This is a genomic window from Streptomyces venezuelae (assembly GCF_008642275.1).
Lineage (GTDB): Bacteria > Actinomycetota > Actinomycetes > Streptomycetales > Streptomycetaceae > Streptomyces > Streptomyces venezuelae_E.
On record NZ_CP029189.1, the window covers coordinates 6,613,638 to 6,638,728 of the forward strand.

General features: G+C 70.2%; 24 protein-coding genes. 11 read left to right on the forward strand and 13 right to left on the reverse strand.

Features of this window, described 5'->3' with window-relative positions:
- Positions 1-369: 369 nt before the first annotated feature.
- The 6 genes from DEJ51_RS29230 to DEJ51_RS29255 all read right to left on the reverse strand — a co-directional run bounded on the left by DEJ51_RS29230 (position 370) and on the right by DEJ51_RS29255 (position 8,680).
- Positions 370-1,542 (reverse strand): JmjC domain-containing protein, encoded by a 1,173-nt coding sequence (locus tag DEJ51_RS29230; protein ID WP_150260547.1) that lies wholly within the window; start codon positions 1,540-1,542, stop codon positions 370-372.
- Positions 1,539-2,609 (reverse strand): hypothetical protein, encoded by a 1,071-nt coding sequence (locus DEJ51_RS29235; RefSeq protein WP_150260548.1) that lies wholly within the window; start codon positions 2,607-2,609, stop codon positions 1,539-1,541. The genes DEJ51_RS29230 and DEJ51_RS29235 overlap by 4 nt, the downstream gene beginning before the upstream one ends.
- Positions 2,599-4,467, reverse strand: coding sequence for a hypothetical protein (locus tag DEJ51_RS29240; RefSeq protein ID WP_150260549.1), 1,869 nt, complete (start codon positions 4,465-4,467; stop codon positions 2,599-2,601). Before DEJ51_RS29240 ends, DEJ51_RS29235 begins: the two co-directional genes overlap by 11 nt.
- A gap of 111 nt (positions 4,468-4,578) precedes the next feature.
- The gene (locus DEJ51_RS29245) at positions 4,579-4,935 is read right to left on the reverse strand and encodes a hypothetical protein (RefSeq protein WP_150260550.1); all 357 of its coding nucleotides are present in this window, start codon (positions 4,933-4,935) and stop codon (positions 4,579-4,581) included.
- A 374-nt stretch (positions 4,936-5,309) separates the two neighbouring features.
- Positions 5,310-7,862 carry a valine--tRNA ligase gene (gene valS / locus DEJ51_RS29250; protein WP_150260551.1) on the reverse strand — a complete coding sequence of 851 codons (2,553 nt, stop codon included), beginning with the start codon at positions 7,860-7,862 and terminating at the stop codon, positions 5,310-5,312.
- Positions 7,863-8,008: 146 nt separating this feature from the next.
- The gene (locus DEJ51_RS29255; RefSeq protein WP_150260552.1) at positions 8,009-8,680 is read right to left on the reverse strand and encodes a GNAT family N-acetyltransferase; all 672 of its coding nucleotides are present in this window, start codon (positions 8,678-8,680) and stop codon (positions 8,009-8,011) included.
- Positions 8,681-8,822: 142 nt separating this feature from the next.
- On the opposite strand from DEJ51_RS29255, the gene DEJ51_RS29260 reads away from it, so the two are divergent.
- On the forward strand, positions 8,823-9,332 hold the full coding sequence (locus DEJ51_RS29260) for a GNAT family N-acetyltransferase (RefSeq protein WP_150260553.1): 510 nt from the start codon (positions 8,823-8,825) through the stop codon (positions 9,330-9,332).
- Positions 9,333-9,391: 59 nt separating this feature from the next.
- On the opposite strand, the gene DEJ51_RS29265 is transcribed toward DEJ51_RS29260, so the two are convergent.
- Positions 9,392-10,219, reverse strand: coding sequence for a serine/threonine-protein kinase (locus tag DEJ51_RS29265; RefSeq protein WP_150260554.1), 828 nt, complete (start codon positions 10,217-10,219; stop codon positions 9,392-9,394).
- Between the two features lie 432 nt (positions 10,220-10,651).
- Between DEJ51_RS29265 and DEJ51_RS29270 the strand changes: the two genes are divergently transcribed.
- From DEJ51_RS29270 to DEJ51_RS29280, 3 genes are read left to right on the forward strand one after another with little or no spacing between them, the layout of a single operon-like run.
- Complete coding sequence (locus DEJ51_RS29270) at positions 10,652-11,008, forward strand: CU044_2847 family protein (RefSeq protein ID WP_150260555.1); 357 nt, start codon at positions 10,652-10,654, stop codon at positions 11,006-11,008.
- A 4-nt stretch (positions 11,009-11,012) separates the two neighbouring features.
- Positions 11,013-15,161, forward strand: a complete 4,149-nt coding sequence (locus DEJ51_RS29275) for a trypsin-like peptidase domain-containing protein (RefSeq protein ID WP_150260556.1) — start codon at positions 11,013-11,015, stop codon at positions 15,159-15,161.
- Between the two features lie 23 nt (positions 15,162-15,184).
- Positions 15,185-15,619, forward strand: coding sequence for a hypothetical protein (locus tag DEJ51_RS29280; RefSeq protein ID WP_150260557.1), 435 nt, complete (start codon positions 15,185-15,187; stop codon positions 15,617-15,619).
- Between the two features lie 173 nt (positions 15,620-15,792).
- Here DEJ51_RS29280 and DEJ51_RS29285 read toward each other — a convergent pair whose 3' ends face one another.
- The 4 genes from DEJ51_RS29285 to DEJ51_RS34695 are packed head-to-tail and all read right to left on the reverse strand — an operon-like array spanning position 15,793 to position 17,485.
- Positions 15,793-16,206, reverse strand: a complete 414-nt coding sequence (locus DEJ51_RS29285; RefSeq protein ID WP_150260558.1) for an NUDIX hydrolase — start codon at positions 16,204-16,206, stop codon at positions 15,793-15,795.
- A 60-nt stretch (positions 16,207-16,266) separates the two neighbouring features.
- Positions 16,267-16,902, reverse strand: a complete 636-nt coding sequence (locus tag DEJ51_RS29290) for a GNAT family N-acetyltransferase (protein WP_150260559.1) — start codon at positions 16,900-16,902, stop codon at positions 16,267-16,269.
- 17 nt (positions 16,903-16,919) lie between these two features.
- Complete coding sequence (locus tag DEJ51_RS29295) at positions 16,920-17,273, reverse strand: VOC family protein (RefSeq protein WP_223836022.1); 354 nt, start codon at positions 17,271-17,273, stop codon at positions 16,920-16,922.
- Between the two features lie 47 nt (positions 17,274-17,320).
- Complete coding sequence (locus tag DEJ51_RS34695; protein ID WP_190620723.1) at positions 17,321-17,485, reverse strand: hypothetical protein; 165 nt, start codon at positions 17,483-17,485, stop codon at positions 17,321-17,323.
- 1,401 nt (positions 17,486-18,886) lie between these two features.
- On the opposite strand from DEJ51_RS34695, the gene DEJ51_RS29300 reads away from it, so the two are divergent.
- A complete protein-coding gene (locus tag DEJ51_RS29300; RefSeq protein ID WP_150260560.1) occupies positions 18,887-19,096 on the forward strand; it encodes a hypothetical protein in 210 nt (69 codons plus the stop codon).
- A gap of 33 nt (positions 19,097-19,129) precedes the next feature.
- Here DEJ51_RS29300 and DEJ51_RS29305 read toward each other — a convergent pair whose 3' ends face one another.
- The gene (locus DEJ51_RS29305) at positions 19,130-19,627 is read right to left on the reverse strand and encodes a DUF5994 family protein (protein WP_150260561.1); all 498 of its coding nucleotides are present in this window, start codon (positions 19,625-19,627) and stop codon (positions 19,130-19,132) included.
- A 317-nt stretch (positions 19,628-19,944) separates the two neighbouring features.
- On the opposite strand from DEJ51_RS29305, the gene DEJ51_RS29310 reads away from it, so the two are divergent.
- The 4 genes from DEJ51_RS29310 (at position 19,945) to DEJ51_RS29325 (ending at position 21,411) form a co-directional block, all read left to right on the forward strand.
- Positions 19,945-20,517 (forward strand): DUF5994 family protein, encoded by a 573-nt coding sequence (locus DEJ51_RS29310; protein ID WP_150260562.1) that lies wholly within the window; start codon positions 19,945-19,947, stop codon positions 20,515-20,517.
- Between the two features lie 5 nt (positions 20,518-20,522).
- Positions 20,523-20,711 carry a hypothetical protein gene (locus DEJ51_RS29315; RefSeq protein WP_150260563.1) on the forward strand — a complete coding sequence of 63 codons (189 nt, stop codon included), beginning with the start codon at positions 20,523-20,525 and terminating at the stop codon, positions 20,709-20,711.
- Positions 20,712-20,808: 97 nt separating this feature from the next.
- Positions 20,809-21,075: a hypothetical protein gene (locus tag DEJ51_RS29320; RefSeq protein ID WP_190620725.1), complete on the forward strand. Its 267-nt coding sequence runs from the start codon at positions 20,809-20,811 to the stop codon at positions 21,073-21,075.
- Positions 21,076-21,129: 54 nt separating this feature from the next.
- Positions 21,130-21,411: a hypothetical protein gene (locus tag DEJ51_RS29325; protein ID WP_150260564.1), complete on the forward strand. Its 282-nt coding sequence runs from the start codon at positions 21,130-21,132 to the stop codon at positions 21,409-21,411.
- A 27-nt stretch (positions 21,412-21,438) separates the two neighbouring features.
- On the opposite strand, the gene DEJ51_RS29330 is transcribed toward DEJ51_RS29325, so the two are convergent.
- Complete coding sequence (locus DEJ51_RS29330; RefSeq protein ID WP_150260566.1) at positions 21,439-22,707, reverse strand: ATP-binding protein; 1,269 nt, start codon at positions 22,705-22,707, stop codon at positions 21,439-21,441.
- Positions 22,708-23,129: 422 nt separating this feature from the next.
- Here DEJ51_RS29330 and DEJ51_RS29335 point away from each other — a divergent pair, with 422 nt between their 5' ends.
- Complete coding sequence (locus DEJ51_RS29335) at positions 23,130-24,329, forward strand: PP2C family protein-serine/threonine phosphatase (RefSeq protein ID WP_150260568.1); 1,200 nt, start codon at positions 23,130-23,132, stop codon at positions 24,327-24,329.
- 192 nt (positions 24,330-24,521) lie between these two features.
- Positions 24,522-25,073 carry a DUF5994 family protein gene (locus DEJ51_RS29340; protein ID WP_190620727.1) on the forward strand — a complete coding sequence of 184 codons (552 nt, stop codon included), beginning with the start codon at positions 24,522-24,524 and terminating at the stop codon, positions 25,071-25,073.
- Positions 25,074-25,091 lie beyond the last annotated feature (18 nt).

Consider the following 25,091-nt stretch of genomic DNA (forward strand, 5'->3'; position numbering starts at 1 on the left):
GATGGGTGATCACCTTGGTCTCGTTCCTCTCCGGTTTCCCCGTGCGGCTCTGCGCACGTACGGCTGACCCGCTGGTGCAGAGCCCGTATCGGAGGTCGGTGCCGACAGGAGTCGGCCGTGTCCGCAACAGAGTTGGGCACCGCGGGGAACTCGTGCACATCGCCGTGGTGATATCACCCGTGGGATGGAGAAGCCGGACGCGCGGCCTGGCCCGCCGGGGTGGCCCGGGGGACGCTGCCCCGGGCCCGGGCCCGGGGCCGGACGCCGCGAGGCGGTGGGGGAACGCGCCGGCCGTCCCGGCGCTCGCGGACCGGCTCCACCGGGAGGGGCGGGCGGACGTGGCGAGCCGGGACGGCAGGACGTACGAGGCTACGGGAGGGCGATCACCAGCCCCGCCTCGATCAGGGAACGGCACCGCTCGACCGAGGCCTGCCGCTCCCCGGACCGTGCGGCCGCCTCGGCGAGCCCGACCGGGAACGACATGTGCACGGCGGCGAGGAGACCCACCGTGCCCGGGTCCGCGGCGAAGACACCGCCGGCAGCGGCGAACGCGACCCGGCCGTCCGGGGTGGTGCCGAGCAGTTCGATTCCTCCGGGTATCCGTGTGCGCAGGTGCGTCCCGTCGGTCGGCTGCACCGGATCCGCCGCGAGCGGGAGCCGTGACCGCAGCAGCCGGCGGTAGGTCCCCTCGTTCGGCGGGAACTCGGCCACCCCGAGATGGGCCGGTACCTGGTTCCGGGAGATCCAGTTGTGGTGCCGCAGGAGTGCGATGGAGAGGAGCCCGCTGTCATCGCCGAGCGGGACCGCCTGGTGGGGATGTCCCTCGGGGAAGAGCAGGCAGTCCCCGGGCTTCAGCACCTCGTCGAGGACGATCCGGGAGGCAGGTCCGCCCTCCGGGGTGTCCCAGCTCCCCAGCTGGAAACGCTTGCTGCCCCAGAGCATCAGGGCGATGACGTCCTGGCGGTCGGAGTGCCATCCGGTGACGCTGGTCGTGCCGGCGGAGATGAAGAGCTTGGTGAACACGTCGGCCCCGGACACGGCGACGACGTCGTCCATCAGTGCTGCCAGGGCCCCGTACCAGCGGTCGAACTGCCGGACTCCGAGAGTGACTCCCGACTCCAGCGCCCGCCTGACGCGGTGGATGTCCATCTGGAAGGTGTCGGAGTCCGGTTCCAGCTGGTTGCCGAAGTGCTCGCCGGGCAGCTTCCCGTCGGCGTCACGGAGCTCCATGTCCGCGTTGGCTCCCGTACCGGGTCCGGCGATCAGCCGTGGCTCCGCCGTGAGCCAGCGCTCGAACTCGGCGCGGCCGGGCAGCAGACCGGTTCCGGCGTTCCTTCCGAGGGCCGGGGCTTCGCAGGGCTGACCGAGGCCCGACACCACGGTGTCCCCCAGGACGAGGCCGAGGCGCTCGGCGGCTCGCTCGACGGCAGTGCCGTCGGCCGCGTCGACGAGGGACACGAGGCCGTCGGGAACGGCGCCCGCGCGGATGGCCAGTCGGTCGACTTCGTCCAGTCGATGCACGGAGTGAGGCGTCACGGTCATCGCTCCAAGGTCTTGAGCAGGGGGGAGAGGTGGGAGTCGAGGTCGGCGACGAGGCCGGGCCACGGGGAGACGCGCAGCCGGTGCACGGGGACTCGGGAGGCCAGCTCATGGCTGCTGCGGTGCAGGTCCGCCGGGCCGGCGCCGCCGTCACGGAGATGTTCCACCAGCCACGACATCGCCTCCCCCTCGTCGCGGGCCGTCTCGACGGCGGTCTCGACGGCGGCCGGAGCGCCCGGCTCCCGCTCCGGTTCCGCTTCCGGTTCCGGTTCCGGTTCCGGGCGGAGGATCACGACGGCGGCGGGCAGGCAGGCGCCGAGGTACGTCCGCGCCTCCCTCGGCAGCGGTACGGAGCTTCGCCGCCCGCCGGTCCGTACCGCGACCGGGAGCGGGACGCCGAAGACCGCGCCGGTCAGGGAGTCCAGCAGTACGACCTCGTCGGTGGCGACGGCGGCGAGCCCGGCGTCGCGGGCCCAGAGTGCCGCCGTCGTCTTGCCGGCCTTCTGGTGGCCGCAGACGAGGACGGCCCGGCCGGGGGCCGGTACGAGCAGCGCGGCGTGCAGGGCCACGAACCGCCCGCGGTACGGGGGAGTGGCGAGCGGTGGCAGCGCGGGCAGGTGGCCCGTCAGCGCGTGCCACCGGGGATCACCGGGCATGCGGTAGCGGACGCCGGGCCGTTCGCCGGAGAACGACCGGTGCAGCAGGTCGGCCCGGGCGTCACGGTCGAGCCGCACGAGGACGTCGGCGGTCCGCCGCCGGACGGGTACCGCCGCCGCGAGACCGGTCCGCAGCCATCGCTGCACGGCAGCGTCGGCCGTGTGGTAGCGCACCGTACCTCCCGCGAGAACCAGGTCGACGAACGGCATGGCCTCCCCGTCGCCGCTCCGGTCCGGTCCGGAGACCGCGTCCAGGGCCTCGTGCAGCGGCAGCGGCCAGAATTCGTCCTCCCGCCACAGCCGCGTCCCCAGGGCGGCGCCGACCCGGTAGGCCGTGCTCGTCGTGTTCTCCACGACGTCCCATGTCCCGTCGGACCGTTCGCGGACGGCCCAACCGGAGGACTCAGCATCCACGTGCGTCACCCCCGTGTGCTCCGCCTGCGGGACCGGCCGTCCGGGCGCTGCCCACACCCACGAGGTAGGCCCCGTCGTGGGCGGTCCCGAGCCCGGTCAGCGGCTCCAGGAGGTGCTCCACCAGAGCCGGGCTCTGGAAGACCCCGCACGACGGATCCGCAGCCAGGCCGAGGGCGATGCGCTGAGCGTCCCGCCCGCACTGGACGAGCGCGCTCTGCCAGGACACGCCGCCGGGTTCCGTGGCGCGGGGGATCAGCCAGGCGACCGCCGATATGCCCGCGGTCCACGGCTGTCCGATGGCCGCGCGCTGGATCTCGCCGGGCGTGGGCGCCGGGCCCACCCGTGCCCAGCCGCCGTCGGTGCGCCGGTACGTTCCGGTCTCCAGCTCGTGGCCGGAGTGCAGCAGGCTGAGCCGGACTTCGCTCCGCACGGTCGCGAGCATCCGGAGCAGGGCGTCCAGGCTCTCCCTGCCGAGCGGCCGTTCGGAGAAGGCGCGGTGGGTGCGGCGCGAGGCGAGGGCGGCGGGCAGCCGCGACCAGGGCACCGGCGGTGCCGGTGCGGCCGAGGTCGTCGCCCGGTGCTTCACCGTCCGGGCCTCGGCCACTGCCTCGGCGTGCACCAGGAGGGAGGGGAACCAGCCGGACTCGATCCACGGCCGTGACCGCGCCCAGAGTCCCATGGCCTCGTCGGCGGGGAGCAGGGCCCGGGCCGAGACCAGCTCCTCGACCGCTGCCGGGGACGCGCCGCTGTGCTCGCGGATCTCGGCCGGCCGGGAGGGGCGGTCACCGCGCGTACTGGGATTGGCGTAGGCGAGGGCGGTGACGGCCTCGGGCGTCAGCCTGGCCAGGCCCCGTCGTTCGGAGTGGACCTGGGCGTAGAGGCCGTCGGCGCGGGGGACGAGGGACAGGAGGGGATTGGTCCGGTACTCGGTGTCCGGGACCGTCGGCCCGCTCCCGGGCTCCGGCGGGAACTCCCCCTCCACGAGGTCCGGTTGCGCAGTGGCGAGGAGCATCCCGAGAACCGGATCCGGCCCCGTGAAGGACGGCATCGAGAGCCAGGCGGTGGACCAGCCGGTGGCGTGCACGGCCAGGTCGAGCGTTTCCAGGACGTGACCGGCGTCGATGAGGACGGGCCGGAAGGCCCGCACGTCCCGGTAGCGCCACATGGCGCGCTCGACGTGGCTGGAGACGACGAACGCCACGCCGGTGGGCGGGAGGGAAGCCGTCACCGGGAATCCGGCCTCCGCGCGGATCAGCGTGTGGCGGTCGCCGTCGTACCACCACGATCCCCGTAACCGGTCCGGCCACCCGGCGCCGATGACCACGCCGAGATCCGTGGGGTGCCGGGCACCGCCGGAAGGGCTGGTCTTGAGGACGATGGGGCCGTGCCGCCCCTGTCGCCGGCCGGTGATGCGGCCGGCCGCGGCCAGCCACGAGGCCAGGAGGCCGACGTCGGGAACGGTACGGGGGCCGGAGGGCAGCGGTGCATCGGGCAGTTCGGTGACCGGGCCGGGGCGCGGGGTCGTGACGGGTGGCGGCGCGCCGTTCGCCGCGTAGCCGTCCATGAGTGCCCGGTCCGCCTCGTGGCTCGTTTCGACGCTGTAGTCCAGGAAGGGGTAGTCGAGGTTCAGGCGGCGGTAGTGGGCGAGGAAGTCCGGTGGCTCCGGGCTCTCCCAGGCATCCGAGATGCCGAGGGCCTTCGCGGCCGCGGTGAACTCCTCGCTCGCCTCGCGCTCCTCGCCGCGGGCGATCCAGGACAGCAGCGCGCACTCCCGGTCCTTGCCGGAAAGGACGTACGCCTTGCGGGTCGCGGCGTCGACGGAGACCCATCGAGCGTCGGCCTGTATCTGGGGAGCCATGGTCCGTGCGGGAAATATGCGAACCCTGTCCATCTGGTGAGAGTCCTCCTGAGTGCCGGATGGGGAACGCGGCGGGCCCGCGGCAGCCGCGCTGCCGCGGGCCCCGGAACCTCAGGAGCTGTTCTGGACGAGGGCGCGGCGGAACAGGGGAACCGCGGAGTAGATGCCGGCGCTCGCGTCGGGCATGGAGAACCACACGGCGTCCGCCGGCGGCCGGGTGTCGGCCGCGAAGCGCTCCAGGGCGGAGCGGGTCAGCAGCCACCGGCGGTCGCCGTCGGGGTCGGAGATCAGGATGGAGGGGTCGGCCGAGCCGGTGCCCGCGACGACGGGGACCTGCTCGCACAGGGTCTTCGAGGGGAGGACGAACACGACGTCGGCACCTTCGCCGAGCCGGGCCGGATCGACCGTGAACTCGCCCAGGAGTTCAGGGTCGAGCAGGTAGGTGGCGTCCTTTCCGGGGTCTTGCACCGCGATCTTCACAGGCACCTTCCACAGGTCGGCCGCGGGGTCTGGTGGATCCAGCACCGCCGCGGGGTGGTTGCGTGATGTGTCGGCAGTGGACCGGAGCTTCGGTTGCACGGCACACATGGGCCATCGATCCGGATGCGCTCCGTCCAACCGGTCGCAGTGCACACGTGTGGTGACTCACCGTCACAGGGTCGAGACTCTAGTACGGACGTCCGCACCTTGTGCAGTGCATTGGGCGCCCTTATCCGGCATGGCCGGAATCCTTCCGGGCGGGGTCGCGGTGAACGGCCCGGCTCCGGGGGCCCGTACACGCAGAACGGCGTTGCCGACCCCCTGTGGAGGTCGGCAACGCCGTTCTGCTGTTTCCGTGCGAACTACATGACGATCTCGTAGGCGAGAAGCTCACTTTCGGCCACTTCGAGATCCATCTCGCCGATGTTTCCGGCCGACTGCACGTCTCCGCTCACCTGGCGAAGACCGGCCAGCAGCGGAGCGGGACCACGCGCCGAGAGCCTGCCCACCTCGGCCCTCATGGAGACCTGAGCGGCGCTCTTGGCCTTCCGGATGGCGGTGATGGCCTCGGCGGCGATGTCCAGAAGCTGGGGGTCCCCCTTCAGGAACTGCTCCCGGAGATCCGTCCCGCTGGGCCACTGGGCCTGGTGCACGGAGCCCTCCTGCCACCAGCTCCACGCCTCTTCGGTCGCGAACGGCACGAACGGCGCGAGGAGCCGCAGCAGGGTCGACAGTGCCGTCGACAGCGCCGCCTGCGCGGACGCGGCGGCCTCCTCGCCCCCACCTCCGTAGGCGCGGCTCTTCACCAGCTCCACGTAGTCGTCGCAGAACGCCCAGAAGCACCGCTCGATCGTTTCGAGGGCGCGGGCGTAGTCGTACGCCTCCAGCTGGGCCGTCGCCTCGTCCACGACGTCGGCGAGCCGTGCGAGCAGGGCCTGGTCCAGCGGATTGGTCACCGCGGCACGCCGTTCGCCCACCCCGAGGCCGAGCACGAACTTCGACACGTTGAGGATCTTGATGGCCAGCCGCCGGCCGATCTTCATCTGGCCGATCTCGAAGGCGGTGTCCGTTCCCGGCCGCGCCGACACGGCCCAGTACCGCACCGCGTCCGACCCGTGCTGGTCCAGAAGGTCCAGCGGGGTGACGACGTTGCCCTTCGACTTGGACATCTTCTTGCGGTCGGGGTCGAGGATCCAGCCGCTGATCGCGGCATGCGCCCAGGGGAGCGCGTCGTGCTCCAGCTCGGCCCGGGCGACGGTGGAGAACAGCCAGGTGCGGATGATCTCGTGGGCCTGCGGGCGCAGGTCCATCGGGAAGACGCGGCGGAAGAGGTCGTCGTCGTGACCCCAGCCGCCCGCGATCTGCGGCGTCAGCGAGGACGTCGCCCAGGTGTCCATCACGTCCGGGTCACCGGAGAAGCCGCCCGGCACGTCCCGCTGGTCCGCGGTGAACCCGGGCGGGGTGTCACTGCTGGGGTCCACGGGCAGCGCGTCCTGCGACGGCACGATCAGCTCGTCGGTCGGGTTGCCGTCGGCGTCCAGCTGGTACCACACCGGAACGGGCACGCCGAAGTAGCGCTGCCGGCTGATCAGCCAGTCCCCGGCGAGTCCCTCCACCCAGGACTGGTACCGGTTGCGCATGTGCTCGGGGTGCCAGTTCAGCTCCTGGCCGCGCTCCAGCAGCTTTTGCCGGAGTTCTGCGTCACGTCCGCCGTTGCGCAGGTACCACTGGCGGCTGGTGACGATCTCGAGCGGCTTGTCGCCCTTCTCGTAGAACTTGACCATGTGGTTGAAGGGCCGCGGCTCGCCGACGAGGCTGCCGTCCGCGCGGAGCAGCTCCACCAGGCGTTCACGGGCCGTGTGCGGGGTCGCCCCGGCGAGCCGGTCGTACGCGGCCCGCGCCGCGTCGGACTCCAGCGCGGCCGGTGCCTCGCGCACGAAGCGGCCGTCCCGCCCGATCACCGAACGGGTGGGGAGGTCCAGCTCGCGCCACCACACCACGTCGGTGGTGTCGCCGAAGGTGCAGATCATCGCTGCGCCCGTGCCCTTTTCGGGGTCGGCCAGCCGGTGGGCCAGCACGGGCACCTCGACACCGAAGACCGGAGTCCGCACCGTGGTGCCGAACAGCTTCCGGTAGCGCTCGTCGTCCGGATGCGCCACGACGGCCACACAGGCGGGCAGCAGCTCGGGGCGCGTCGTGGCGATCTCCAGTGCCGGCCCCTCCTCCGCCCTGAACAGCAGGTGGTGGTAGGCGCTGGGGCGCTCGCGGTCCTCCAGCTCGGCCTGGGCGACCGCGGTCTGGAACGTCACGTCCCACAGCGTCGGGGCCTCGGCCTGGTACGCCTCGCCGCGGGCGAGGTTGGCGAGGAAGGCGCGCTGGGAGATGGCCCGCGCCCGGCTGTCGATGGTCTGGTAGGTGTGGTTCCAGTCGACGGACAGCCCCAGCCGGCGCCACAGGCTCTCGAAGACCTTCTCGTCCTCCACCGTGAGCCGTTCGCACAGCTCGATGAAGTTGCGACGGGACACCGGGATCTGCTGCTTGCCCGGAGACGCGGGCGGAGCGAAGTCCGGTTCGTAGGGCAGCGAGGGGTCGCACCGGACGCCGAAGTAGTTCTGCACGCGACGCTCGGTCGGCAGGCCGTTGTCGTCCCAGCCCATCGGGTAGAAGACGGCCTTGCCGCGCATGCGGTGGAAGCGGGCGAGAGCGTCCGTCTGGGTGTACGAGAACACGTGTCCGACGTGGAGCGAGCCGCTCACCGTGGGCGGGGGCGTGTCGATCGAGTACACCCGCTCCCGTGGTGCGGTGCGGTCGAATACGTATACGCCCTGCTCGTCCCAGGTCGGAGCCCATTTGGCCTCAAGGCCGTCGAGTGTGGGCTTGTCGGGTACGCCCTGGCGAGGAGATGCGGTCGTCATGACGGTAGATGGTATCGGGCCGAGTGGTGTGGTAATTCACTTGCCGAACAGCCGAGTTCAGGCCATATATGACTATCGGACGAGAGCGGTACGCGAATACGCCGTCAGGCCGATGAGACCTCAGGCCCATCAGGCCCATCAGGCCTTCAGGCCGCCGGTCCGGTGTCGTCGTCAGTGGCCAGGCCGAACAGTTGCAGGCAGGGGAGCAGCCCGATGATCTCGGTGTCCTTGGCGAGAGCCGGCCGCCACATATCTCGGGGTAGCCGAAGCCGCTGCATGATCACGACTTCCCCGCGCACCACCCTCCGCTCGATTCCGTCGGGGACGTATCCGAGCTTGCGGGACACGGCCAGGGAAGGCGCGTTGTCGGCGAACGCGCCCGTCGTCGCCTCCTCGGCGCCGAGCCCGGTAAAGGCCAGATGGAGCACGGCAGCCCGCATTTCCGTCCCTATGCCCTGGCTCTGGTGCGACAGCCCGAGCCACGACGCCGTGTTCACCTCTCGTGCCGGCGTGAAGCGCCGGGCCGCCATGGCCTGGATGCCCACGGGCCGGCCGCCGAGGAAGACGGCCAGATTGAGGGACCAGTCGTCCGGCCTCCAGTTTCCGAGCCTCAGCCAGTGGTGCTGGACCACCGAACGGGCGCGCTCGGTCCCGGGCAGGTCGGTCCAGCCACTGCTGAACGGCATCTGGGAGGGGTCGTGAACGCCGTCGCGTGCGAGATCGGCCAGTGCTGCCAGCTCGTCCGATCGAGGCAGGCGCAGCTCCAGGCGGGGCGTCGTCAGCCGCAGACCGAGCAGTGGCCAGTAGTCGATCAGCACGATCCAGTCTGACCACAGGCGCTTGCGAGGGGCCACTCCGCTTAGACCCAACGGGCGGAGCCCGCGTCGTCGGCCGGTCTCCTCGACCGGATCTCCGGGATGATCGAGACACGCCAATCGAACAGACGGCAAAGGAGCAAGGATGCAGCTACGTGATGTCCGGTTCGGTGATGTGGACGCCTATGTTCGTATGCGGTGCGACCCGGCCATGATGGCCGATCTCGGTGGGCCGCTTCCTCGCGAAGGAATGGAGGAGAAGGTCCGTCGCGATGTGCGGAACGCGGAATCCGGCACTCAGTGGATCAAGATGATCGTTCTCGACGAGATGGCTCCCGGAGAAACGGCGGGAACCGTCACCCTTTGGTCCCACGCGGAGGACGGCGAGCAGATTTCCGAGATCGGCTGGATGGTCCTGCCGGAGTTCCAGGGACGTGGAGTGGGGAAGCAGGCCGTCCGCGCACTGGTGGAGCTCGCCCGGGACGACGGCCGATGGGGGCTGGTCCATGCGTTCCCGGCGACAGCGAACGCCCCCTCGAACGGGATATGCCGCTCACTGGGATTCCGGTTCCTCGAAGAACGGGACGTGGCCTTCGCCGACCGCGTCCTGCGGACCAGCCACTGGGTCATTGACCCGCGTTCAGTACGGGTCTGACGGCTCACACGGCACCGGGCGGCATCCACGAAGCGCCGGTGCCGGCCGTCACCGTGACGTCAGCCGGTTCGCGCAGTCCCTGCCGCGTGCCACGCCTCGGCGAGGGCCCGCACGGTGGGCAGACGGTCGGCCGGCTCCACTGCGGTCGCCTCCGCGATGACGGCCAACTGGGCCGGGGTTCCGCGCCACTGCGTCTCCTGGTCGCCGGCGTCGAGCAGGATGCGCAGCGCCCGGCCGAGGTTGAAGACGGTGGTGCGGATGTCGATGAGGGAGCCGCGTACGAACTCCTCGGGAGCCATGTAGCGGCTGGAACCGGGGAGCCGGTCGGCTTCCAGCGTGAACGGTCCGGGGCGGTACTCGTCCAGGTCGCACAGGACCATGCGGTGCCGGTCGAAGTCGTACAGCATGCATCCGTCGTACAGGTCGACGGCCACGTATCCGGCATCCTCGACAGCCAGATGGGCGCTGACGATCGCATCGAGGGCGGCGATCACGTGCACCAGCGGCTGGGCCCGGAACCTCGCCATGGGGCTGCCGGGAGCGCTCCGTCCGCCGTGCCGTGACCGGGTCGGATGGTAGAGGACCTCACCGTCCGTCCACGGGTGGACGAGCACAGGGCTGACGGCCGTGGTGAAGGAATGCGTCAGGGGCACGATCGCCGCATGCGCGACGGCCCGGTGGACGGACATCGCCCGGTGCAGCGACGCGACGCCTTGGGGCGTCGATGCGGTCTTCACGAACCAGCGCTGCCCCGACGCCGTCAGCAGCCCGTACGAGACGCAGCCGGAGTCCTGGTCGTCGAACCGCCGGAACACGGTGCCCAACCGGTCCAGCAGGGGCTCTAGCTCGGGGGTGTGCGTCACGTCCTGGAACGGGTGCGTCGTCATCACCGCAATGGTGTCACCCCGCGCGCCGACGGGCGGCGCAGGAGGCGCCCGCCGCCTTCGCCGAAGTCGCCCTTGAGTCTCTCGACGAGGCCTGCGGGGACGCGTTGCGGTGGGCCGCGGTGGAGACCGGGACCGTCGGGGGCATGTGGAGTCCACGGCCTTGCTGCGGCGGCGGCGCCCTCCCGGACCCGCGCGCAGGGTGCCTCGCACGCTGGGCGCCCGGGACCGTGCAGCAGCCCGGGTGGCCCAGTCCGAGGTGCGCCGCCTGCCGAGCATGAGGATGCTGGCTGAGACCGGAGCGGGCCGGCCGTCACCGGCGCAGAGGGCTTGAACGTCCGCGTCAGCCGCGGCAAGCCGCCCGGGGCGGCGGAGGCCGACGTGACCAGCCGGTTCCCGGCGTACGGCCCCAACAGGTCGGGCCGAGGAGGAATTGTGGCAGCTCTGACTCGGATCCCGTTGGACGGCGGAGGCTACGTTCTGATCGAGGCTCCGGACGGGCCGGACGGGCCGGACGGGCCGGTCAAGGCCGGACGCGTCCGCGACGCGGTCCGTGAGCTGCCGGGAACCCTGCAAGAGGCACTGGAGCCGGTCACCGGGGCCGCGCGTGCCACGCTCGAACAGTTGCGCAAAGTCAGGTCGGACGAGATCACGGTGGAGTTCGGAGTCGACCTCGCGGTCGAAGCCGGGGCCGTGATCACCAAGACCGGCGCCCACTGCCACCTGAAGGTGACCGTCAAGTGGAAGCGCAACGGCCTCGACCAACCGCATGGCGATGAGATGACGGGCTGATCCAATGGACGGTAACGAGACGTCGAGCCTGCCCCAGGCGGTGGCTCGAATAGTCGGGCCGAACGGGGAGGTCGCGGGCGCTGGATTCCTAGTGGCCGAGGAAGTGGTGGTCACCTGCGCCCATGTCGTACGCGGGGCCGGATCCGGACCCGGAGGGAGTGTCCGGCTGGCTTTCCCCCACGCGACCGGCGCGCCCCGGATCGAGGGACGGGTACTGAACGGCCCGTGGCGGGACCCTGAGGCAGAAGACGTGGCGCTGGTCCGTCTGAGCAGTACCCCGGCGGGGGTGACGCCTCTGCCGCTCGGCTCCGCATCGGGCTGTCGCGGGCATCAGGTACGTTCGTTCGGGTTCCCCGCCCAGGCCCCGCCTGACGGCCACTTCGGCTTCGGTGTCGCCGGCGATCTGCTGCCGGCCACCGGGAGCAGGAGCGCACACCTGCAGCTGACTGCCGCCAACGACCTCGGCACCGGATTCAGCGGTGGACCGGTCCTCGACGAGGTGACGGGACTGGTCATCGGCATGCTGACCGAGATCACTGCTCCCGACAAGCACGAACGGGGACAGGGGATCGCCTACGTCACACCCACTGAGGTGCTGCGGGAGATCTGGCCGGGACTGGTCGAACAGGACGTGTGCCCCTACCGAGGGCTGGAGACCTTCACTGCGGAGCACGCCCGATGGTTCCAGGGCCGCAGCGACGCCGTGGAGCAGGTGCTCGCGAACCTCGCCCGCCAGAAGCGGCTGACCCTGCTCCTGGGCCCCTCAGGATCAGGCAAGTCCTCCCTGATCCAGGCCGGTGTCCTGCACGCGCTGGCCGACGGTGCGCTGCCGGACAGCGACCGGTGGCTGACCGTCCTCGTACGGCCCAGGCAGGACCTGACGGCCGCACTGGAGCGCGCCGGTCTGGCCGGGCCCGCGACAGGCGGGATCCCCGCAGCCGTCACCCGTAAACTCGCGGACCAGCCCGGACATCGGCGCGTCCTGCTGGTCATCGACCAGTTCGAGGAGCTCTTCACCCAGTCCGACAGGAACCTGGCCGTCGCGGACGAGATCACCGCCGCAGTCACCTCGGACGCCGAGCTCAACGTGGTCCTGATCATGCGGGACGACTTCTACCCGCGGCTCGCCGCCCTGGCCCCGCGGTTGCTGGCGGCAGCCATGCCAGGACTCCTCAACGTGCCCGGCACCCTGAGCCGTCAGGACCTGCACGACATCATCACTCTGCCCGCCCGGGACGTGGGTCTCCACTTCCAGGTCGGTCTTCCGGAGCAGATCATCTCCGACGTCCTGGCCGCCACCCCTGACGGAGTCGCCGCCCGCCAGGCCCCTGTCACCGTGCTGCCGCTCCTGGAGCTGACACTCAGCCAGCTGTGGCAAAGGCGCCACGACGGACACCTCACCCACCAGGCCTACCGGCGGATCGGAGGGGTCACCGGAAGCCTGACCACCTGGTGCGACACCGCGCTCAAGCAGCTGCCGGCCGACCAACGCCCCACTGCCCAGCGCATCCTGACCTCCCTCGTACGCCCCGCGGACCCCAGCCACGGCACACCCGCCACCCGTGCGCAGATCTCCCTCGACGAACTACGCGAACTGGCGGGCGGCCCCGACGACGCTCCGCACGGCGATGATTCCGTTGGCGCGGTCATGGCTGCGCTCACCCGCCACCGGATCATCACGACCCAGACGCTCCGTGACCCCGCACACCCCGATGCCGCTCCCGGACTGCCGGTCGCCGAACTGATCCACGATGCTCTGATCCGCGACTGGGACACGCTGCGCGACTGGGTGAACCAGGACCGTCGATTCCAGATCTGGCTCGACCGCATCCGCCCACGCGCCACTCACTGGGCGGCAGAGGACGACCCAGGCGACCTCCTGGGGGGAGCGGCGCTCGCCGAAGCCCTCGACTTTTCACAGCAACGCCGCCTGCCGAGCGACATCGCAGCCTTCATCACCACCAGCAGGCAACGCCAGCAAGCCGTCGCCAGGCGCAGCAAACGCCTCAACACCGTCCTGGCGACACTGCTCGCCCTCGCGCTCGTCGCCGCAGGGGTCGCCGTCGTACTGGGGAGGAGAGCAGCCACGGAACGCCAAGCAGCCGTTTCTGCCCTGTCCCAGAAGATCGCCACGCAGTCCAGGACATCCTCAGGCGCAAACCCCGACCTCGCCTCACTGCTGGCTGTCCAGGCGTACCGCACCAGCCCCAATCCTGAATCCCTTGAAAGCCTGCAAACAGCCGCAGCCCGCCCACTGCGGCGGCGCTTGCCCGGCCACACCGATCCAGTGCTCTCCGTGGCCTTCCGCCCCGACGGGCGGACCCTCGCCACCGCCGGCCGCGACAACACCGTGCGCCTGTGGGACGTTGCCACGGGCAAGAGCACCAGAACCCTGACCGGGCACGCATACGAGGTGACCTCGGTGGCATTCAGCCCCGACGGGCACACCCTCGCCACCAGCAGCAACGACGACACCGTGCGCCTGTGGGACGTTGACAGGGGCGAGACCACCAGAACTCTGCAGCATGACGACCCGGTGTACGGGGTGGCGTTCAGCCCCGACGGGCGGACCCTCGCCACTGGCAGCGCCGAGGGCATCGTGCGGCTGTGGGACGTCGCCGCAGGCAAGGCCAGAATCCTCCGGAGCGGGCGTGACAACCTGGTGCTTTCGGTGGCGTTCAGTCCCCAGGGGGACGTTCTCGCCACCGGCAACCTCGACAAGACGGTGCAGCTGTGGGATGTGGTTTCCGGCACGCCGCGAACCACTCTGACCGACCACAAGGATGCGGTGCTTTCGGTAGCGTTCAGCCGGGACGGACGCACCCTCGCCACCGGCAGCCGCGACAGGACCGTGCGGCTGTGGGACACGGACGCCAAAAAAATCCGCACTGTCCTGTCCGGGCATTCTGACGTCGTGAATGCGGTCGCGTTCAGCCGCGACGGACGCACTCTCGCCAGCGGTGGCGACGACGACACGGTGCGGTTGTGGGACGTGGCCAGCGGCCTGACCCGTACCACCCTGACGGAACACACCGACGACGTTCGTGCGGTGGCATTCAGCCCCGACGGGAACAGCCTGGCCACCGGTAGCTTCGACAACGTCGCACGATTGTGGGACGTTGCTTTCGGCGCCACTCGCACACGCCTGACCGGGCATCCCGAGGAGGTGCTTTCGGTTGCTTTCAGTCCCGACGGGCGCACCCTCGCCACCGGCAGCCGCGACAGCATCGTGCGGCTGTGGGACGTCGCCGCCACCGAAACGGCCCGCACCGAAAAGGCCCGCACCGAACTGGCCGGCGACGATCAGGTGTTCTCCGTGGCGTTCAGCCCCGACGGACGCACGCTCGCCACCACGGGTGGCGCCGACCATGCGGTGCAGATGTGGGATGTGGATGCCGAAAACGTGCGCACCGCCCTGACCGAACACACCGGCACCATCTGGTCGTTGGCCTTCAGTTCCGATGGGAACACCCTCGCCACCAGCAGTTCCGACAACACCGTGCTGCTGTGGGACGTGGATGCCGGAAAGCCTCGTACCGAGCTGTTCAGAGTCGACAGTGCACTGCTGCAGTCGGTCGCGTTCAGCCCCGACGGTCGCACCCTCGCCACGATAGGCGATGACTGGGGGGTCGTGCTGCTGTGGGACGTGGTCAAAGGCAAGGTCCGCACTACGTTGTCCGGGCCTACCGTCCCAGTGAATTCGGTTGCTTTCAGTCCCGATGGGCGCACCCTCGCCACCGGCGGCGACGACAACACCGTTCGCCTGTGGGACGTGGAGAGGGGCGCCACGCGCGCCACACTGTCCGGGCATACCGCCCCAGTGAACTCGGTCGCGTTCAGTCCCGATGGACACACCCTCGCCACGGGCAGCGACGACAACACCGTGCGACTGTGGGGTGTGGCCACTGGTCAGTTCCGTACCGCCTTGATCGGACACACCGGCAAGGTGAACTCGGTGGTGTTCAGCCCCGACGGCCGTTCTCTCGCCACGGGCAGCCTCGACAAGACCGTGCGACTGTGGAATGTCGCTCTCCCCAGTCCTGACGCGGCGATCCAGAGAATCTGCGGTGCCGTCAACCGCGATTTCACCCCGCAAGAACGAACGACGTACCTGCCAGGGCAGGCCGTCGCCCCGGTGTGCCCAGCACGCTGACGCGGCGACGAGGGGCCGACATCATGGTGCACTGCACTGCACCGCTGGCCTGCGGACACGTCGAAGAGGTCGTAGCGCCAACCCTCGACTGGAAACCCGATGACGGTCCGCGCTTGGCCGAGGCCGCAAGGGTGAAACAGATGATCGAGGAATTCGAGCAGGCCTGGGCCTCAGACCAGATGCTCCAACCCGAAGCCGAACGTGAACGCACCCGCCGGATGCTGGCGGCAGGCTGGCCGCGTCCGAGGCCGGAACGGTCTTGCCATACCTGTCCCCACGCTCGCGCGATTGTCGCGTATCAGCGCGTGGGCTGGCTCATTCCACGCAAAGAGGCGCCGAAGTCCGAGGACCCGCCGCCGGCTCGCGCTGTCTTGGAGCGCCGACTTCGCCAGGCCGAGGCCGAGGCGGAACGGCTGCGAGCGCAGCTGGCCCGGCACGAGGAGCGACGGGACGCCTGACAGACGAGCCCCGGGACCTGCCGGCACCTGGGCCCAGGCAGCTCAGCGTGACGCCACCCTCCACGACCTCACGACTCGATCGGGCACGTCCTACTCCCAGCCCCATGAGCATTCTGGGGGCCAACTTCGAGACGGGTTGGCCCCCCAGAGGTGTTGTGCGTCGCCAGGTACCTTCAGCGGTTCAACGCCGAGTCGAGGTGTTCCTGCACCGGCTCGAACAGGCCGTATGGGACATACCGCGGGATCTCTGCATGGGCGACCCACGCCAGCTCGGCGAGCTCGTCGGTGTCCGCCACGTGCGCGTCACCGCCGACCGCCTCGCAGGCGGTGTACGACATCAGCCGGCCGGTGGCCGGGTGGATCCGTTCGCCGAGCAGTTTCACCGCCTTCACGGCAAGCCCCGTCTCCTCCCGGGTCTCCCGTACGGCGGCGTCCTCGCGGGCTTCGTTGGGCTCGATCTCCCCGGCCGGGAACTGCCAGGAGAGCTGGCCCTCGCTGACCCGCCGCCGGACCATCAGCACGCGGCCTTCGTGCACCACGATGGCCGCGGCGATGCCCGGTCGCTCTTCAGCGCTTTGCTGCGTCACGTCTACTCCTCCAGGAGGCCAGGATGGGCCGGAAGATCGTATCGGCGCCCAGCGCGCCAGTCAGTGGAAGAGCGGGATGCAGTCAGGTGGCCCGGCTATTCCGACAGGCACCACGCTCGCGCAACCCTGCCAGTCGGCCGCCTCTATGACCTCCTCGTGGGCGTCGTAGCGGTGGCCGTTGAGGGAGATCCGGTGGACGCCGTTCGGGCGGTAGCCGAACTTTCGGGACACCGCCCGGGAGGCGGCGTTGTCGGCGAAGGCGGTGGAGGTGACGCGGGCGGCGCCGAGGCCGTCGAATGCGAGGGCCAGGGCTGCGGCGCGCATCTGGGTGCCGTAGCCCTGGCCCTGGAAGCGGCGGCCGAGCCAGAAGCCGGTCCGGGCCTCGCCGGTGGTGGCGAAGTCGCGGGCGGAGAGGTTCTGCTGGCCGATGACCTGGCCGTCGTGGAAGACGGCCAGGAGCAGACGCCAGTTCTCGCCGGTCCAGTCGCCTCGCGCCCACCAGTGGTTCTGTACGACGCTCCTGGCCCGCTCGGCCGGCGGGGCGGAGGCCCAGGGCTGCGGGAAATACACAGCGCCGTCGGGGACGACCCCGTCGGCGGCCACCTGGGCGAGCGCATCGAGATCGTCGTCCGAAGGGAGTCGCAGGACGAGGTCGGCAGTGGTGAGCTGGAGGGCGGTGAGGGGCCAGTGGCGCATGCGTGGGCTCCGAGGGGTCAGGGCCCGTCGAGTCCGAAGACGGTGCCGAACGGGTCGATGAGCTGGCAGATGCGACGGCCGGGCTCCACGTCGAGGGGGCCGCGGTGGTGGGTGCAGCCAGCTTCCAGGAGGCGCTTGCGTTCGGTGTCGAGGTCCTCGACGGACCAGTACGGGACGGTGCTCCGCCCGTGGGCGTTCGCTTTGGGGGATGCCTGGTGGAAGCCGAACTCGACTCCGTCGAGGTCGAGCCAGGCGTATACGGCGGTGCCGTTGATGTCGAGCTTGACCTCGGCTTCGAAGATCTCGCCCCACCAGCGGGCGGCGGCTTCGGGGTCGTCGACGAAGACCATGACGGAGCGGATACCGCGCACTTGGGATGCTCCTTGTATCGGGAAGTGGCACGGTACCGCTGGGGTGGTCACTCGTGGGAGCCGTGCAGGGAACGGAGGCCGGTGGCAGCGGCGAACGCCGCCAGGGCGCGTATGAGGTCGCGATCGTTCCACTGGGTGCCGAGTTCCCGTGCGTGGTGCAGGTAGGCGTGGCGTACCCAGCGCGGGGACGGGTGCCCTTGCTGGTCAGCCATGTGGGCGAGGGTGATGAGGTCGGGCAGGCCGATGATGTCCGGGCGGAGGGTTCATGCGTCGATGAGGGCGAGGTGCCCGTCGCAACGCCGTCCCCACCGCGGACGGCTTCTCCGCCCGCTGAGCATGGCTGGCGCCATACGCCTCGGAGCAGGCTCTGATCGTTGTGACAGCCAGCGCCCGCCTGGCCCGGCAGGCGCTTGTGTCCGGGACGCAGAGGGGGCGACGACCTGCCTTGCGATGACCGGTTTCTTGATCGCGGTGGGTAGGTTCAAGGTGCCCCCGGGGGGAGGCTGGTCGTGCTGAGTCCTCCCAAGACGAGTGACGTGCCGTCAGGTAGGTCAGCATCTGGCCAGCATCAGTCCCCCCGCGTTCCGGAGAGGCTGGCCGACGTGAAGCCCGGTCCGGCAGCGTCACGACGGCTTGGTGTACGCGGAAGTGCAGGCCAGGAGCCTTTTCGTCCGAGACGATGGATTTTCCTTTTGATCTCCGATCCGACGCCCGCCGGTGTAGAGTGCAGGACGCCCTTGACCTGCAAAAAGCTGGCAGGGAGCCGTCTTCTAGGAGCTCAAATTGCTTCGCACCATGTTCAAGTCCTACATCTGACATCTGGACGTTTTCGCAGGTCATCGGCGTGGCGGTGGGGCTCTGGTCAGCAATCGGTCAGCATCAGCCTCTTGGGTTGTTCGTGGAGGCGCACCAGCTGGCGGTCGTGCATGCTGCTGACACAGGCGGCTTGTCGGTGCGCCATGACGGCCTTTGCCACGTGGAGCCCGACGTCCTTGAGGCCGCAGCCCGGCCCTGTCCGCCAGGCACACGGGTGAAGTCATCCACTGGATGGCGAGGGTGTGGAGCAAGGCGGTGGCAACCTCCTCTCCTTCGTTCAGGGGAAGGGAGCTCTATTTCCGCAGCAGTCCGACCTCAAGATTCCCAGCGTCGACAGCAGTGTTTCGCTAGGCGAGAGGACTCGACCGACCGACCCTGTCGTCTGGCTGCTTCGGTATTCCACCAGCAGTGGGCGTCGGGCGAGCGCAGCTCGGAAACCATACGCGGGCCCAGGTGCCGAGTATTTCCCAAGCTTGTAGCGTGGGTTAGATTTTCGTCATCCGGTTCCATGGCAAAGCCCCAGGTCACAGGCCTGGGGCCTTTTGTTGTCCAGAACTTTCCGGGTTCTCATGCCATGCGCGTGCCACAAGTTCCCTCGCGGGAAGTCAGGTTGAGCCTCGGGCGCTACTTGATGTCGAGTGGCTGCCGTCAGTCGCCCTTCCTGGTGAGGCCGACGGGCGGGCTGGTGCGTCATCCGTGTGCCTCGCTTCGCGGTCTACGTGATGCAGGCCGTCGCGGTGCGTGCCAGCGTGATCGGAGAGCGATCCGTACCCCACGCATCGAGAGGAGTCGCCGTCATGGACGGTAGGCAGGACAAGCGTCAGGAGCCGGGCAAGGGGCGGGAGGCGCAGGAGCACCGTCGCCCCGGAGACCCCGCGCAGCCCCAGCCCGGCCGGTCGTCCCGCGAGAAGGGCGAGAAGGGACACAAGCACGGTCAGAAGGAGACCTCGCGCCGCCGCGAGGACGATCTTCTGCGCGAAGAGGACCTGCACGACGAGGGGCTCTGATCGGCGCACCACTCGGCCACTGAGGACTCGGGGTCAGCCCGCCGCCTCGGCGCCGCCGCCCTCAGGTTCGGGTGTGGTGGCGATGAGGATTTGAGTGGCCTGCGTGATGTTGTCGGCGCGGACGGCGCGGGCCATCGCCTCATGGGCGGCGTCGGCGGTGGTGTCCGGGGGGACCACCAGCAGGGCGAAGTGGTCGTTGTGGCCGCGAGTGACGAGGACGGTGTCGTCGCCGACGGGGTCGGCGTCGAGGTGCACGACCTGGCCGTCGATGACCAGACGGGTCGGGATGTCCCGCCAGGCAGAGGTGTCCAGGCCAACCCGTGTGATGGGTCCGAGGTGCGCGGTCAGTGCCGTGATCAGTGCGGGCAGCTCGATCGTGACGTCCCTGGAGCGCGGCCACCAGGCGCCGTCCAGGAGCCCTTGGCGGGACTGTGTGGTCTCCAGCCGCAGCAGGGCGGCGCCCGGCTTGACCGCTTGGTGGATCGCGTCCGGGAGGAGCTTCAAAGGGGCGGGCTTGTCGGATTCGGCCATGGTGATTCCGCCTGTCTCGCGGTGCGACGGCACCCCGTTCGACGGCCGGCAGTGGCGTCGAAAAGGCTGTTGAGCCGGGGACGTCTCCGTCGTTTCACGGTACTCCGGCCACCCTCGCGGTGCGGTGAGGACAACCGACCGCGCTGCTCTCGCCGCCCGCGCCGGAAAATACCTGGTCAGAAGCGGCTTTCTGGATCGCGAACCGGAGTACGGTGAAGAGACCGGGAGTATTTCGCACACCCGCTCCCACGCGGACGTCGTTTCCGGCGATCACTGCACCGGGCCGTTCACGAACGGCCCGGGGACGGGTCCGCGACATGACCACGACCCTCGACCCCGCTGCGCAGTCGGCTGTTGTCCTGCGCCCGGCCCGCCTGTCCCTTACGCCGAAGACCGCTCTGGCAGGCCGGCTGGACGGCGCCTGGTGGCCCCGCTCACGTGACCTCGAAGCCGAGCTCCCCGCTCTCGCCGCCGCTCTGGACGAGACCTGGGGGCGCATCACGCGCGTCAGCGTGAACCCCAGCCGCTGGCCGGTCGTCCCGCGCACGGTTGCCGTGGCCGGGCACCTGTTGCACGTGGGCTGGTTCACCGAACAGGCCCCCGACAAGCTGATCCTGCTCTCCTACACCGTCGGCCGCTGGGACCTCCTGGTGATCCCGCCCGAGACGGAGCCCGCGGCCGCGGCCCGACTGATGGCCGCCGCCGCGATCCCGGGCAGCGTCCTGGCCGCAGACGTCCTGATGGCCAACGAGACCGTCATCGGGCGCGGCATCCGCGACGCCCTCCGCCGGGAGGCCACCTGGGAGGGCGAGGGCGGGGCCTGCATGTCCCCCTTCGGGGAGCCGATGGGACGAACCGCCCTGCCGCTGTCCGGAATCGGGTGGAGGTGAGCTCCGTGGAGACCGTCGTCCTCATCGCGGTGATCATCCTCGTGATCGGCATCGGAATGCGCTGGATCCACCTGCTGAACGCCCAGCACGATGCGCGGATCGAGGCCTACCGCTTCAGTGACCCCCTGCCGAGGCCTCCCGGCCTGCCGGACGACGCCGGTCGTCGAGCCCACCACACGGGTGCCGACCGGTGAGGAACCGACCTTCCTCCGACCGGGGGCAGCGGGCGGGGCGCCCCGGCGCCCCGCATCCGCCGGCCTCCTCACCCACTCAGAAAGGGAACACGCCTACGTGAAGTACATCGAGACCCAGACACTGCCCTCGCTCGGGCACGCCGAGGTCCGGATCATCGCGCACACGCCCGAAGCCGCCCGAGCGGTCGCGGAGGCGCTCCGCCGCTGTTTCGCAGGCGCGGAAGAGCGCAGCTACCCCGCCCTCGACGGCAACACCCGCCTCCACCTCACCGTGGACACGGCGACACCCGCGGGCCTCGACCGCTCCCGGCCTGCCGCCATCAGGCCCTCCGCCGGCACCGGCGCACACTCCGACGAGATCTGAGAAGCCCCGACCAGCACCGGAGCCCATCCCACCCCACACACAAAGGACGCGGTCATGGCCACACTGCGCGAACGCAAGACCTACCGCGACCAGGTGCTCCGGGTCCTGTACGAAGCCGTCGAGGGCAACCGCCTTCTCGGCATCACCGGAGCACAGCTGCGGCGCGACCTCCACGTACCGGAACCGGACCTGGCCGCCGCCTGCACCTACCTGGCGGGCGAAGGCCTGATCACCGTCGACTGGGAACCCGGCAACACCCCGGCGATGGTCACCCTCACCCACGAGGGAATCCGGCACATGGAGGCCGAGGAGGAAGGGACGGCGGGCTCGTCCTGATCCGAGAGACAGGCCCCAACACAGGTCCTATATACGGGCGAACTTCTCGGTCTGTTGGGCGAACTCCTGGGCCATGGCCGCGCTGACCGTGGGCCTGGTTTCGCCGATCGTGCGCAGGTAGTCCTCGGTGGTGGGGCGGGCTCGGGTCCCGGTGTCGAAGGTGTGCTCGAACTGGACCTGTGAGACGGTGCGCGCCACATGGGCGATGTCGGCGGGGGTGAACCCCTCGCTGGCGTCCGCCAGCGCCGCGCTGTCGGCCTCCGCGCCCGCCCGGGCCAGGTAGCTCTCCCACAGCGCAGTCCTCGCGCGCTGGTCCGGGGGGCCGATCGGCAGGACGTAGTCGAAACGGCCGTGCCGTAGGAACGCGGAGTCGAGGATGGTCACGTCGTTCGTGGCGCAGACGAGCAGCCTTCCGTCCTGGCCCCGGAACCGGACGATCGCCTTGAGCAGCTCGTTGACGACGCCGACCGCGGTCGCGTCCGCACCGCTCCGGGTTCCGGCGATCTCCTCGACCTCGTCGATGAAGACCAGGACGTGGTCGAGCCGGGCGATCTCGTCGAAGCGCCGGTACAGCCCGCTCGCCAGCCCGTACTCGGCGGCCAGCCGGGCGGGGAACAGTTCGAGGAACGGCCATTGCAGGCGGCTGGCGATGGCGTGCGCGAACGTGCTCTTCCCCGTCCCGGGCGGACCGAACAGCATCACCGCCCGTGGCAGCTCCACGCCGTGCTGGGCGGCCATTTCGGGATGGGCCAGTGGCAGGACCAGGCGCCGCTCGATGAGCTCCTTCTCCTTTTGCATGCCGGCGACCTTCTGCCACAGATTCCCGGGCGGCAGTTCCGCTCCCAGCGACGCGAGCATGCTGACCGCCTGAGGGGTCACTCGCCCACGCTTCTCGAAGAAGACCAGGCCCGGACGGGCGTCGAAGCCGCAGTTGTGCAGGGCGGTGGCGCCGGTCTCGCCGTCGGGCAGGACGGCGTGCACGGTTCGGACGCCACCGGCGAACAGCCGGTGCTCCAGGGCCGTGATCAGGTCGCTGCCCAGGCCCTGGTGCCGCCAGGCGGGCGCCATGCTGATGCGCAGGATCCACGCCCGCTCACCCTCCACCCTGCTCACCGCGGCGCCGACCACCACGTCGTCCGCGGTGGCCACCACCGCCGGGTGGAGGGCTTGGAGGGCTGCCACGGCGTCCGAGAGCGGAAAGAGCGGCGGCTCTTCGGCCGTGCCGCTCTCGGCGTCGACTCGGAGCACCGACTCGAGATCGTCCTGGGCGTAGTCTCTGACACGCCAACCCGTCATGATCAGCTCCGCGTGTTCGGCCGTACTCCCATCATCAGCCGATGTGCGCGGGACGCGCCCATCGGCCGCCGGCGGCACTGGACGGCACAGCGGCACCTCACGGGGGCAGAGCCCCGCCGCGGCTGCCGTCCTCCGCTCCGTGAGGGAGCCCCAGGTCAGCGGCGGGGTGGTTTGTCGCCAGGCGGCTCCCTTCTCACCACCGACGGCCGGAAATACCTGGTTGCGATTGGTCAGGTTCCGCCGCCGCGCGACGGGACCTGGCCGCGCCGGCCCTGCGTGAACCGGCCCGCCGGGGAATCCGGGTCGTCGGGGCCGCCGGGCACGGAAGCCGTGTGGCGTGCCCGGTCGCCGGGGAGCATCCTGGAAGCCACGCCGCCCGTGCAGCCCGGACGCCGGCCCGCCGCCCGGTTGGAGGCAACAGGATGACCGTCGGAGGCCGCGCGGACCCGGATCGCTCGGAGAGCTTCGGGGAGGAACTGCTCGGGCTGCTCCTGGACGGGGCGCACGAGCTGCCACCCCATCTGGTCGGCCCGCTCGTCGCCGAGACGGTGGCCCGGATGGGGGGCCGCGGAACGCAGATCCTGCTCCAGGACTACGGACAGCAACAGCTGGTCCCCCTGCCCGCCGGCGGCGTGGCCGCCGGTGACCCGCAGCCCATCGACGGGTCCGAAGCCGGCCGGTGCTTCCTGGAGTCACGCCCCGTCGAAGTCCTGACGCCCGATGGCATACGGGTCCACCTGCCCCTGCTGGACGGCGGCGACCAGGTGGGGGTCCTCGCGGTCACCCTGGACGTGGTCGACGACGACACCCGCCGCCTCCTGCGCAGGATCGCGGGCCTGGTTGCCGACCTGCTGCAGACCAAGAACGGTTACACGGACCTCTTCTTCCGGACCCGCCGCAGAGAACCGATGAGCGTGGCCGCGGAGATCCAGTGGTCCCTGCTGCCCCCGCTGTCGATGGTGATGCCGCACGTCGCGGTCGCCGGGGTCCTGGAGCCCGCCTACGCCGTGGCGGGAGACAGCTTCGACTACGCCCTGAACGGCGACGTCCTGCACCTCGCCATGGTCGACGCCATGGGGCACGGCCTGGACGCGGCCACGATGGCCACGGTGGCCATCGGCGCGTACCGGCACGCCCGCCGCATCAGCATCGAACTGTCGGAGATCTACCTCTTCATGGACCGGGCGGTCGCGGAGCAGTTCGACCCGGACCACTTCGTGACCGCCCAGATGATGCGGCTGGACACGGACACGGGGCGCCTCCAGTGGGTCAACGCGGGGCATCCCGCGCCCATGCTGATCCGCGCGCACCGAGTCGTACGCCGTTTGGACAGCCCCACGACCCTTCCCGTCGGCTTCGGAGGGGCTCAGCCACAGGTCAGCGAGGTGGCGCTGGAGCCCGGCGACCGCGTCCTCTGCTTCACCGACGGCCTGATCGAAGAACATAAAAGCGGGCAGGAGCAGTTCGGCGAAGAGCAGCTGATCGACTGGGTGAACCAACTGGAGCAGGCCGACCACGGGATCCGCACGGTGGCACGGGACCTGTCTCACACGCTCAAGCGGGCACGCGGCGAAGTCACCTCGGACGACGCCACCCTCGTCCTGGTCGAGTGGCGCGGATAACGGAGCGCGTGGGCACTTCGCCCCACAGGCGTCGCCGTCCAAGCCGACCTCGAAACCTCCCGTCCGACCCCGCCGCGGAGTAAGCTGGGATTACCGGGAGTAACTCGTGCACCCGCGCCCACGCGGACGTCGTTTCCGGCGATCAAGACATTGCGCCGCCCGGCAGGGCGGTCCGGGAACGAGTCCGCGATCATGACCAATACCGCTTCCCTGTTCTCCGCACGTTTGGCCCTGACACCGAAGACCGCCCTCGCCGGCCTGTTGGACGGCGCGTGGTGGCCCAGGTCCCGCGATCTCGCAGCTGAGCTTCCGTCGCTGGTCGAGGCGCTGGAGGGCCGCTTCGGACGCATCACACGCGTCGCGGTGAATCCCACCTGCTGGCCCGTCGTCCCGCACAAGGTTTTCGTCGCGGGGCACATCGTGCACGTGGGCTGGTTCACGGAACAGGATTCCGACAAGATGATCCTGCTCTCCTACGCCGTCGGCCGCTGCGACCTGCTGGTGATCCCGCCCGAGACCGAGCCGACCGCAGCAGACCGGCTCATGACCGCCGCCGCCCTCCCCGGCAACGTCCGGGCCGTCGGCACCCTGATGACCGACGAAGCCGCGAACGGCCTCCGCATCCGAAACGCGCGAAGAGGCGAGGGTGCCCGGGAGACCGATGGCGGAACCCCCGCGACGCCGCATCGGCACCCCGTCGTCGGAGCACGGATGATCCCGCTGCCGTGGAACATGCGGAGGTGACCGCGCAGACTGTGCACC

Bases quoted from the DNA above. Each gene is read 5' to 3' on its own strand.
- DEJ51_RS29230 (WP_150260547.1), bottom strand. From the start codon at position 1,542: ATGACCGTGACGCCTCACTCCGTGCATCGACTGGACGAAGTCGACCGA.
- DEJ51_RS29240 (WP_150260549.1), bottom strand. From the start codon at position 4,467: ATGGCTCCCCAGATACAGGCCGACGCTCGATGGGTCTCCGTCGACGCC.
- valS (WP_150260551.1), bottom strand. From the start codon at position 7,862: ATGACGACCGCATCTCCTCGCCAGGGCGTACCCGACAAGCCCACACTC.
- DEJ51_RS29260 (WP_150260553.1), top strand. From the start codon at position 8,823: ATGCAGCTACGTGATGTCCGGTTCGGTGATGTGGACGCCTATGTTCGT.
- DEJ51_RS29265 (WP_150260554.1), bottom strand. From the start codon at position 10,219: ATGACGACGCACCCGTTCCAGGACGTGACGCACACCCCCGAGCTAGAG.
- DEJ51_RS29275 (WP_150260556.1), top strand. From the start codon at position 11,013: ATGGACGGTAACGAGACGTCGAGCCTGCCCCAGGCGGTGGCTCGAATA.
- DEJ51_RS29280 (WP_150260557.1), top strand. From the start codon at position 15,185: ATGGTGCACTGCACTGCACCGCTGGCCTGCGGACACGTCGAAGAGGTC.
- DEJ51_RS29290 (WP_150260559.1), bottom strand. From the start codon at position 16,902: ATGCGCCACTGGCCCCTCACCGCCCTCCAGCTCACCACTGCCGACCTC.
- DEJ51_RS34695 (WP_190620723.1), bottom strand. From the start codon at position 17,485: ATGGCTGACCAGCAAGGGCACCCGTCCCCGCGCTGGGTACGCCACGCC.
- DEJ51_RS29300 (WP_150260560.1), top strand. From the start codon at position 18,887: ATGGACGGTAGGCAGGACAAGCGTCAGGAGCCGGGCAAGGGGCGGGAG.
- DEJ51_RS29305 (WP_150260561.1), bottom strand. From the start codon at position 19,627: ATGGCCGAATCCGACAAGCCCGCCCCTTTGAAGCTCCTCCCGGACGCG.
- DEJ51_RS29310 (WP_150260562.1), top strand. From the start codon at position 19,945: ATGACCACGACCCTCGACCCCGCTGCGCAGTCGGCTGTTGTCCTGCGC.
- DEJ51_RS29325 (WP_150260564.1), top strand. From the start codon at position 21,130: ATGGCCACACTGCGCGAACGCAAGACCTACCGCGACCAGGTGCTCCGG.
- DEJ51_RS29330 (WP_150260566.1), bottom strand. From the start codon at position 22,707: ATGACGGGTTGGCGTGTCAGAGACTACGCCCAGGACGATCTCGAGTCG.
- DEJ51_RS29335 (WP_150260568.1), top strand. From the start codon at position 23,130: ATGACCGTCGGAGGCCGCGCGGACCCGGATCGCTCGGAGAGCTTCGGG.
- DEJ51_RS29340 (WP_190620727.1), top strand. From the start codon at position 24,522: ATGACCAATACCGCTTCCCTGTTCTCCGCACGTTTGGCCCTGACACCG.